Genomic DNA, 9474 nt, shown 5'->3' on the forward strand with positions numbered 1-9474 from the left:
GTCGGCGTTCGGCGAGAGAGCCGACAGGATGGCCGGGTTGACGTCGGTCTCGTCCTTGGGGAACAGCGCCTCGTAACCGAGGTTCATCAACGCCTTGTTGGCGTTGTAGCGCAGGAACTTCTTGACGTCCTCGGTCAGCCCGACCTCGTCGTAGAGATCCTGGGTGTACTCGACCTCGTTGTCGTAGAGCTCGAACAGCAGCTCGTAGGTGTAGTCCTTCAGTTCCGCGCGGGTGGCCTCGTCGGCCACGGCCAGGCCCTTCTGGAACTTGTATCCGATGTAGTACCCGTGCACGGCCTCGTCGCGGATGATCAGCCGGATCATATCGGCGGTGTTGGTCAGCTTGGCCCGGCTGGACCAGTACATCGGCAGGTAGAAGCCCGAGTAGAACAGGAAACTCTCCAGCAGCGTGGAGGCCACCTTGCGTTTCAGCGGCTCGTCACCCTTGTAGTACTGCATGACGATCTCGGCCTTGCGCTGCAGGTTCTGGTTCTCCTCCGACCAGCGGAAGGCGTCGTCGATCTCGGCGGTCGAGCACAGCGTGGAGAAGATGTTGGAGTAGCTGCGGGCGTGCACCGACTCCATGAACGCGATGTTGGTGTAGACGGCTTCCTCGTGCGGGGTCAGCGCGTCGGGGATCAGGCTGACCGCGCCGACCGTGCCCTGGATGGTGTCGAGCAGCGTCAGACCGGTGAACACCCGCATCGTCATCTGTTTCTCATGGGCGGTCAGGGTGCCCCACGAGGGGATGTCGTTGGACACCGGCACCTTCTCCGGCAACCAGAAGTTACCGGTCAGCCGGTCCCAGACTTCGGCGTCCTTCTCGTCCTGCAGCCGGTTCCAGTTGATCGCTGACACGCGGTCGATCAGCTTGATGCCTTCGCCCACCAGAACCTCATTTCACCAGGTCAATACGTTTGCCGGACTGTGCCCCCGACACTACCCCTGGGGTCCACCAGCGGCCGTCACCGCAACACCTTGTGTTGCCGTGTCGCCTCCGGCGTCGGCTCCGCCGCCCCAGAACTCGAACTCGTCCGGGTCCAGATTTCGGGTTGCCAGCCAGTACTGCCAGGTCATGCCGCTCCACAGGGTGCGGTTGACGCCGTGGGCGTCCATGTACCAGCTGTGGCAACCTCCGGTGCTCCACACCGTACCGGCCAGATCGTGCTGCAGGCCGGCGTTGAAGGCGTCCTGCGCGCCGCGGCTGGGTGCGAGCGCGGCGGCGCCGGCCCGATCGACCGCGGCGATCGCCTGGCCGACGTAACGGATCTGCTGCTCGATCATGAAGACCACCGAATTGTGGCCGAGTGCGGTGTTCGGGCCGAGCAGGAAGAACAGATTGGGCATGCCCGCGACGGCGATGCCGCGGTGCGCCTGGATGCCCTCGGCGTTCCAGCGGTCCACCAGGTCCTCACCGCCGGAACCCTTGATGTCGACGTAAGTGTAGGAGTCGGTGACGTGGAAGCCGGTCGCGAACACCACCACGTCGACGGGATGCTCGGTGCCGTCGGCGGTGACGATGCCATCGCCGGTCATCCGGGCGATCGGTTCGGTGATCACCTGCGCCCTGGGGTCGGCGATGCCGCGGTAGTAGCTGTCGGAGTTGAGGATCCGCTTGCACCCGGCCCGGTAGTTCGGGGTGAGCTTGCGGCGCAGCTCGGGATCTTTGATGCTGCGGTTGATGTTGTAGCGCCCCATCAGCTCGCCGATCTTGAGCAGCCGCGGCTGCTGGGTCATGGCGAAGCCGACACCCTCGTGAATCCAGTAGATGGCCGCCCGCAACAGCGCACGGGTGCCGGGCACATAGCTGAACACGCGGCGCATCCACAGCGGGAACCTGTTGTTGACGCGCGGCATCACCCAAGCCGGGGTGCGCTGGTAGAGCTGCAGCTCGGCGACGTCCTTGACGATCTCGGGCACGATCTGGATCGCGCTGGCCCCGGTGCCGACGACGGCCACCCGCTTGCCCCGGATGTCGACGCCGTGATCCCACTGCGCCGAGTGGAACGTCTCGCCCCCGAACCGGTCGAGCCCCTCGATGTCGGGGATGGAGGGAATGTGCAGGCCGCCCGCGCCCGACACCAGGAACTGGGCGATGTACTCCTGCCCGTTGTCGCTGAAGACGTGCCAGCGCAGCTCCGTGTCGTCCCAGTGCGCCCGGTCGACGTGGGTGTCGAATCTGATGTAGCGGCGCAGCCCGTACTTGGCGGTCACGCCCATGAGATAGTCCTGGATCTCGGGCTGAAACGACCACATATGCGTCCAGTCGGCCTTCGGCTCGAACGAGAACGAGTACATGTGCGACGGGATGTCACATGCGCAGCCCGGATAGGTGTTGTCCCGCCAGGTTCCGCCGATCTCGCCGGCCTTCTCCAGGATCAGGAAGTCGACGCCGCGCCGCTGCAGTTCGATCGCCATGCCCAGGCCGGAGAAGCCGGACCCGATGATCAGCGCGCGGGTCCGAATGGGTTGCTGAAGATGTGCCGTCTGTTCGGCAGCCGTCATGGTGAGAGCCTTCCTGGGAACGCCGGTACCGGCTACCCGCCAGTCTCCGGCCACCGGGGGCCACTGTCAACGAGGCGGTCAGCTCACCTGTTCGCGGGACTGCACACCCTCGTGCACCGGCAGCTCCGGGTCGATCCAGATGCCGAGCACCTCGCAGGTGCCGTTGATCGAGCCGACCACGATGGTGGTCAGATGGTTGACGAACTCCTCGGCGGGCATCCGGCGCGGTTTGTCCTCGGAGCTGCCCAGCCACCAGTCCGTCGCCGACGCCGCCGCACCGAACATCGCGAACGCGGCCAGTTCCAGCGCCGCGCCGTCCAGTTCCATCTCGCGGAGCTCATGGGAGAACATGTCGGCCATGGCCAGGGTGATGCCGCGGCCCTCGTTGATCGCCCGCATGGTCGATTCGCTCTGCTCGGCGAACCGGCCCTGGATCAGGAAGCGCAGCACGTTGGGGTGTTGGTCGACGAGGCTGACGTACTGTTCGACGCTGCGCCGGATCACCTCGCGGGCCGGGTCGTCGGCGAGATTGATCGACGGGAAGATCGCCGACCACAACACGTCGCGCAGCCGCTCCCCGATGGCCTGGAACAGATCGGATTTGTCGGCGAAGTGGCGGTAGATCTTGGGTTTGGCGGTGCCTGCCTCTTCGGCGATCTCACGCAGGCTGACCTCGGGTCCGAGCCGGTCGATCGCGCGGAACGCGGCGTCGACGATTTCGGACCGCACCTTCTTGCGGTGCTCACGCCAGCGCTCGCTGCGGGCATCAACCTTGACGCCCGCCTCAGCGGTGGCATGTGATCGGGACCCTCGTCGCACGCGATCACTGTACTCGCTCAGATAGGGCTGACCTGCTCAGACCGTGGCCCAACACGCGAACCCGCACGCCGACGGCCGATTTTCCCGGCCGCGCCCGAGACATCTGGCTTGGGTACTATCTCTGCGACAGTCAACGAACGAGACGAGGCTCATGACGCAGCGATACGACCTGGTCATAGCGGGTGGCGGCCCATCGGGGTCCGCCGCGGCGTGGCAGGCGGCCCAGACCGGCGCCAAGGTGGTCGTCCTGGATAAAGCGGACTTCCCCAGGGACAAGCCCTGCGGTGACGGGCTGACCGCGCGTGCGGTGAGCTACCTGCAGAAGATGGGACTGGCCGACGAGGTCGCCACCTATCACCGGGTCAACCGGGTGACGGTGTTCAGCCCCAGCGCATGGGAGTTGTCCTTCCCGCGGCGCCCCGGGATGCCCGATCACGGGCACACAGTGAGCCGCACCCACCTGGACACCGTGCTGCTCAAGCACGCCGAGTCGGCCGGTGCCGAGGTCCGGCAGGGCGCCGAGGTGGCCGGCCCCGAGTTCGACGCCGACGGCCGGGTGGTCGGGGTGACACTCAAGGGCGGCGAGAAGGTGTACGGCGACGCCGTGATCGCCGCCGACGGCGCCTACTCCCCGATCAAGCGGGCACTCAAGATCGACTCGGAGTACAACGGCTACTCGGCGATCGCGATCCGTTCGGAGATGCACGCGAACCGGCCCGATTCGGACAGCCTCGACATCTACCTCAAGCTGGTGTTCCAGGGCGATCAGTTGCCCGGCTACGGCTGGGTTTTCCCGATGGGCAACGGCCTGTTCAACATCGGGCTTGGCTACGTCAACTCCTACAAGAACTGGCAGTCCATCAACGCCACCCAGTTCCTCGGCGAGTTCCTGCGGACGCTGCCGCCCGAGTGGGAGCTGCCGCCGATCGAGGAGCTCAAGAAGAACAAGAGCGTGCGGGCCTGGCGGTTGCCGATGGGCTTCACCGCGTGGCCACCGTGGCGCCCCGGCGTGCTGTTCACCGGTGACTCGCTCGGCGCGGGCAAACCGGCCTCGGGTGCGGGCATCTCGAAGGCTCTGGAGTCCGGCCTGGCCGCAGGCGAGTGCGCGATCGCGGCGTTGCAGAACGGCGGCCCCGGCGACTTCACCAACTACGCGCAGCGCATGGAGGCGGCGTGGGGCCGGGAGTACCGGCGCGGCCGCTACATGCACAAGCTGATCGGGCAGCCGAGGCTGGCCAACGCCGGCGTCAAGCTGATCGACAACGCCGCGTTCCGCGACCGGATGCTCAAGGCGCTGTACAAGAAGGCGCAGGGCCCGCAGCACACCCTGAAATAGCTCGTCGACCGGCCAGTTATGACACGCAACAACGCATTTCGCGTGTATTAAGTGGCCACTCGACGTCAGGGGCAGAGTTCGTCGGCGACCCAGCGCGCCACCTGGTCCGGGTAGGGCGCGGGCAGGACCAGCACGATGTGGGGAAATCCGGCGTCGACGGCTGCGGCGATGGCACGCCGCGTCTCATCGGGGTTGGCGTAGGACACCGACAGGGCCGCGGATCGGGTGATCGCTGCCGGGTCGCGGCCGATCTCGGCGCAGTAGCCGTCCAATAGCGCACTGCGGCTGATCATGTCGTCGATGTCGCCGCCGGGAATGTTCCAGACGTCGGCGTGTTCGGCGACCACCCGCAACGTGGCCTTCGCTCGTCCCCCGATGACGATGGGCGGATGCGACTGCACGGGTTTGGGATTGCCCAGCGCGCCGGTCAATTGGTGGTAGCGGCCGTCGAAGTCGAACGGTTCGTCCGCGGTCCACAATCGGCGGATCAGCGTGCACGCCTCGGCCAGGCTGGCCACGGCGTCGGCGGCGTCCTGGTAGGGCAGGCCGTGTGCTTCGTACTCGCGCCGGGCGATCGGATGGCCCGGCCGCGATCCCGCCCCGATGCCGAAGTCGAGCCGCCCGTCCGAGACGATGTCGACGGTGGTGGCGATCTTGGCGAGCATCGCGGGCGGCCGCAGCCGATTGCTGGTCACCATGAGACCGAGGCGTAGTCGCCGGGTCTGCGCGGCCAGCGCCGAAAGCAGGGTCCAACCTTCGAAGATCGGCCCGTCCGGGTCGCCCTCGATCGGCATCAGATGGTCGAACAGCCAGGCGTGTTCGATTTCGGGGATCGCGTCGGCCTCGAGCCATACCCGCAGGACCTCGGGGTAGGTCACCTGCATGGGCGCGGTCATGATTCCGATCTGCGGTCGGACGGGGTGGGACATGGTGGTGAATCCTGTCGTCGGTGGCGCGGATGGCCGCGCGCCCTGGCATCATGGACAAGCGGAACGCTGCTCCATTTACGATACGGAGCATTGTTCCGTTTAGCAACGGACGGAGGAGCCCCGGTGGCGGACCGCGAGAAGAAACCCGCGCCGAAGCGCGCCGACGCCCGGCGTAACCAGCAGACCCTGCTCGACGCCGCCGCGGCGGCATTCGTCGCCTCCGGCGTGGACGTGCCGGTCCGCGATATCGCCGCCAGGGCCGGCGTCGGGATGGGCACGATCTACCGTCACTTCCCCACCCGGGCCGACCTGATCATCGCCGTGTACCGCCATCAGGTCGACGCCTGCGCCGAAGCGGGCCCCGCGCTGCTGGAGACCAACACCCCGTACGTCGCGCTGCAGAAGTGGATCAACCAGTTCGTCGACTTCCTGGTCACCAAGCACGGGCTCGCCGCGGCCCTGCGATCCGACAACGCCCGCTTCGAGACCCTGCACGCCTATTTTCTGGATCGGCTGCTGCCGGTTTCCGCCCGGCTTCTCGACGCGGCCGCGGCCGCCGGTGAGATCCGCCCGGGCACAGACCCTTACGGGTTCATGCGGGCGATCGGCAACCTGTGTGTCGGCGCCGAGGGGGACCCCCGCTACGACGCCCGGCGGATGGTCGAGCTGTTGGTCGCCGGATTACGACAACGCGGCTAGCCGAACAGCTGGCCGACCTTGAGGATCAACTCGTAGACGCCGTAGCCGAACGGCACCGCGACCCACAGCCAGGCGAGCCCGATATAGGCCTTCGGGACGGTGGCGGTGTAATCACCGGTCTCGACGGACGATTCACTCACCGGACTGCCTCCTCCGCGACGGGACTGGCCGAATCCAGTTCGGGTTCATGCCATTTCGATGAAACCGGCCGGATCAGCTCGTTGCACACCAGCGCGATCACCAGCAGCGCGATCATGATCGAGAAGGACAGCGTGTAGAGAGCCGGGCCGGCCTTGCCCGCCGCGGCCTGGCTGTCCGCGATCGAGTTCACGATGATCGGCCCGAGGATGCCGGCCGCCGACCACGCGGTGAGCAGCCTGCCGTGGATGGCGCCCACCTGGAACGTGCCGAACAGGTCACGCAGGTAGGCGGGCACGGTGGCGAAGCCGGCGCCGTAGAACGACAGGATCACGATGGTCGCGATCAGGAACACCAGCTTGTTGGAGTTCTCCATCAGGGTGATGGTCAGATACAGCAGCGCACCGACACCCAGGTAGAGCCGGTAGGCGCTCTTGCGGCCGATCACATCGGACAGGCTGGACCAGCCGATGCGGCCGAGCATATTGCCCAGCGACAGCATCGCCACGTATCCGGCCGCCGCCGCGGCCAGTGCACCCGCGGCCGCTCCCGCCATCGGGAAGTAGTCCTGGTAGATGGGTGAGGCCTTCTCCAGGATGCCGATGCCCGCGGTCACGTTGAAGCACAGGACCACCCAGAGCAGCCAGAACTGCGGAGTTTTGATCGCGTTGCCTGCCGACACCTGCCCGCCGGTGACGATCGACCCCGCCTGCACGGCGGGTGGTGTCCAGCCGTGCGGACGCCAGTCGGACCGGGGTACCCGCACCAGCAACCAGCCCAGCGACATGAACACCGCGTACACCACACCGTGCACGAAGAAGGTCTTCGCGATGCCCGCGGTGTCGGTGCCGAAGGCCCCGAGCATCGCCGTCGACCACGGGGAGGCGATCAGCGCGCCGCCACCGAAGCCCATGATGGCCAGCCCGGTCGCCATACCGGGTTTGTCGGGGAACCACTTCATCAGGGTGGAGACCGGTGAGATGTAGCCGATCCCCCAGCCAATGCCGCCGAGGATGCCGTAGCCCAGCAGCACCAGCCAGTACTGATGCATGGCCAAACCCACCGCGCCGACCAGCCATCCGCCGCAGAAGCAGCACATCGCCGCGAACATGGCCATCCGGGGACCGTTGCGGTCCACCCAGGTGCCGAAGACCGCCGCCGACAGGCCGAGCATCACGATGCCGATGGTGAACGGCAGCGCGCTGAGGGTGCCGGAGATGTCGAGGGCACCCTCGAGCGGTTTCTTGAACACGCTCCACGAGTAGGCGGCGCCGACGGAGAGATGGATCGACAGCGCGGCGGGCGGCACCAACCATCGGCTCCAGCCGGGCGACGCGACGATGCGTGCGCGGCTGAAGAAGGGTGCGGTCGCGGTGGTGGACGGAGCGCCGGATACAGCGGTCATCGATGGCCTTTCGTTGCCCGACGATGCCCCCGGACGTGCCACGTCATTCCGGCGAACGGTCGGCCGCAGATATTTGAACAATCACGGACTCTAACCAAACCCGCGCCGCTTTGAAACGTTTCATGCAAATCTTGCCCTGACCGGGCCACACCGGTTGGGTCAGCGTCGACCGCGCTCGGCCCGGCCGGGTTTGCGGGCCACCTTGCCCGCCGCGGCACGCGCGGCCTGCTTGGCGAGGGTCTTCTCCCGGGCGGTGCGTTTCGGCGCCGTCTCGTCCTGCCCTCGCGAGGAACCGGCTCTGCGGCCCCGCACAATGCCGATGAACTCTTCGAGCGGTGCCGGCTGCGGCCCGTCCGGGAACGCGAGGGCCACCGGGCAGGTGGGCGCGTCGGCGATCGGGCGGTAGGTCAGGTCCTTGCGGTGATACAGCCGCGCCAGCGACTGCGGAACGACGAGTGCGCCGATCCCCGCGGCGACGAGTTCGACCGCATCCTTTGTGGTCTCGGGCCGGTGATCGACCGGGGTTCCAGGCCCGCCCGCCCAGTCGACGACATCGTCGAGTGGCAGCAGCACCGGCTCGCCGTCGAGGTCGGCGGCGGCGATCGCATCGACCGCCGTGAGGATGTGATCGGTCGGCACCACCGCCACCGTGGTCTCCTCGTAGAGCGGGATGACGGCCAGTCCGGACGTATCGGCCGGCGGCCGCAGCAACGCCACGTCGACCGTGCCGGTCCGCACGGCGTCGGCGGCATCCGCGGCGGCGACGGCAGTCAACCGCAGCGGCGTCTCGGGGTGGCGCTGCGCCCAGATCCTGGCCCACTTCGCGGGCGTCCCGCCGGGCACGTACCCGAGCGTGAGCGAGGGCTGGGTCACCGCATCAGGCTACCGATACGCTGGGTGCATGAGCGACGCTTGCGGAGCGAATCAGCCGAACGCGCAGTCCATGAAGCCGGCCACGGCGGCCAGGAAGCTGGACGTGTACCTGCCCGCGACGCCCGCGGAGTTCCAGGAGAACGCGATCACCCGCGCCGAACTCGCCGCACTGCAGGACGACCCGCCGCAGTGGCTCAAGGATCTCCGCAAGAACGGCCCGCACCCGAAGAACCTGGTGGCGGCCAAGCTGAGTGTCTCGATCGCCGGGCTCGCGCGTGGTGGCGTCGGTAACGCGCTCACCACCGAGCAGATCGACGCCCTGCTCAAGGACAAGCCGGACTGGCTGGTCGCCGAACGCGAGAGTTACCAGAACGTGCTGGCCGAGCAGCGACGCGTGAAGGATCTGCGTCGCCCCTGATCGCCGACTGGCCAGTTATCACACGCTTTCTCGCCACTTCCGTGCATTAACTGGCCACTGGACGCGGCGCCCTAGAGCATGCAGCTGACGCAGTTCTCCACCTCGGTGCCCTGAAGTGCCATCTGGCGCAACCGGATGTAGTACAGCGTCTTGATGCCCTTGCGCCACGCGTAGATCTGCGCCCGGTTGACATCTCGGGTGTTGGCGGTGTCCTTGAAGAACAGCGTCAGGCTCAGGCCCTGATCCACATGCTGGGTGGCCGCGGCGTAGGTGTCGATGATCTTCTCGTAGCCGATCTCATACGCGTCCCGGTAGTACTCCAGGTTGTCGTTGGTGAGGTACGGCGCCGGAT

At 67.0% G+C, this 9474-nt stretch carries 10 protein-coding genes and 1 pseudogene; 3 read left to right on the forward strand and 8 right to left on the reverse strand.

Translation table 11 applies throughout. The features are described from left to right. The 3 genes from nrdF to ACWDTP_RS34795 form a co-directional block, all read right to left on the reverse strand. On the reverse strand, positions 1 to 888 hold an 888-nt coding region (gene nrdF, locus ACWDTP_RS34785), incomplete at its 3' end, for a class 1b ribonucleoside-diphosphate reductase subunit beta (protein ID WP_450027773.1). A 51-nt stretch (positions 889 to 939) separates the two neighbouring features. Further along, the gene (locus ACWDTP_RS34790) at positions 940 to 2505 is read right to left on the reverse strand and encodes a flavin-containing monooxygenase (protein WP_450027774.1); all 1566 of its coding nucleotides are present in this window, start codon (positions 2503 to 2505) and stop codon (positions 940 to 942) included. A gap of 78 nt (positions 2506 to 2583) precedes the next feature. Further along, entirely contained in the window at positions 2584 to 3324 is a 741-nt protein-coding gene (locus ACWDTP_RS34795) for a TetR/AcrR family transcriptional regulator (protein WP_450027775.1), read from the reverse strand. A 151-nt stretch (positions 3325 to 3475) separates the two neighbouring features. Between ACWDTP_RS34795 and ACWDTP_RS34800 the strand changes: the two genes are divergently transcribed. After that, the gene (locus ACWDTP_RS34800; protein WP_450027776.1) at positions 3476 to 4660 is read left to right on the forward strand and encodes an NAD(P)/FAD-dependent oxidoreductase; all 1185 of its coding nucleotides are present in this window, start codon (positions 3476 to 3478) and stop codon (positions 4658 to 4660) included. Positions 4661 to 4725: 65 nt separating this feature from the next. On the opposite strand, the gene ACWDTP_RS34805 is transcribed toward ACWDTP_RS34800, so the two are convergent. Then, complete coding sequence (locus ACWDTP_RS34805) at positions 4726 to 5589, reverse strand: LLM class flavin-dependent oxidoreductase (protein WP_450027777.1); 864 nt, start codon at positions 5587 to 5589, stop codon at positions 4726 to 4728. 123 nt (positions 5590 to 5712) lie between these two features. Here ACWDTP_RS34805 and ACWDTP_RS34810 point away from each other — a divergent pair, with 123 nt between their 5' ends. Continuing rightward, positions 5713 to 6288, forward strand: a complete 576-nt coding sequence (locus ACWDTP_RS34810) for a TetR/AcrR family transcriptional regulator (protein ID WP_450027778.1) — start codon at positions 5713 to 5715, stop codon at positions 6286 to 6288. On the opposite strand, the gene ACWDTP_RS34815 is transcribed toward ACWDTP_RS34810, so the two are convergent. The 3 genes from ACWDTP_RS34815 to ACWDTP_RS34825 all read right to left on the reverse strand — a co-directional run bounded on the left by ACWDTP_RS34815 (position 6285) and on the right by ACWDTP_RS34825 (position 8704). After that, positions 6285 to 6428, reverse strand: coding sequence for an MFS transporter small subunit (locus ACWDTP_RS34815; protein WP_450027779.1), 144 nt, complete (start codon positions 6426 to 6428; stop codon positions 6285 to 6287). The genes ACWDTP_RS34810 and ACWDTP_RS34815 overlap by 4 nt on opposite strands. After that, positions 6425 to 7831, reverse strand: coding sequence for an OFA family MFS transporter (locus ACWDTP_RS34820; RefSeq protein WP_450027780.1), 1407 nt, complete (start codon positions 7829 to 7831; stop codon positions 6425 to 6427). The genes ACWDTP_RS34815 and ACWDTP_RS34820 overlap by 4 nt, the downstream gene beginning before the upstream one ends. Before the next feature lie 159 nt (positions 7832 to 7990). Continuing rightward, positions 7991 to 8704, reverse strand: a complete 714-nt coding sequence (locus ACWDTP_RS34825) for a LysR family substrate-binding domain-containing protein (protein WP_450027781.1) — start codon at positions 8702 to 8704, stop codon at positions 7991 to 7993. Positions 8705 to 8732: 28 nt separating this feature from the next. Between ACWDTP_RS34825 and ACWDTP_RS34830 the strand changes: the two genes are divergently transcribed. Continuing rightward, positions 8733 to 9122: a DUF5997 family protein gene (locus ACWDTP_RS34830; RefSeq protein ID WP_450027782.1), complete on the forward strand. Its 390-nt coding sequence runs from the start codon at positions 8733 to 8735 to the stop codon at positions 9120 to 9122. Positions 9123 to 9193: 71 nt separating this feature from the next. Here the strand turns inward: ACWDTP_RS34830 and ACWDTP_RS34835 are convergent. Then, positions 9194 to 9474: pseudogene (locus tag ACWDTP_RS34835) on the reverse strand (class 1b ribonucleoside-diphosphate reductase subunit alpha); the annotation flags it as partial.

The sequence above is a fragment of the Mycobacterium sp. NPDC003449 genome, assembly GCF_053588415.1.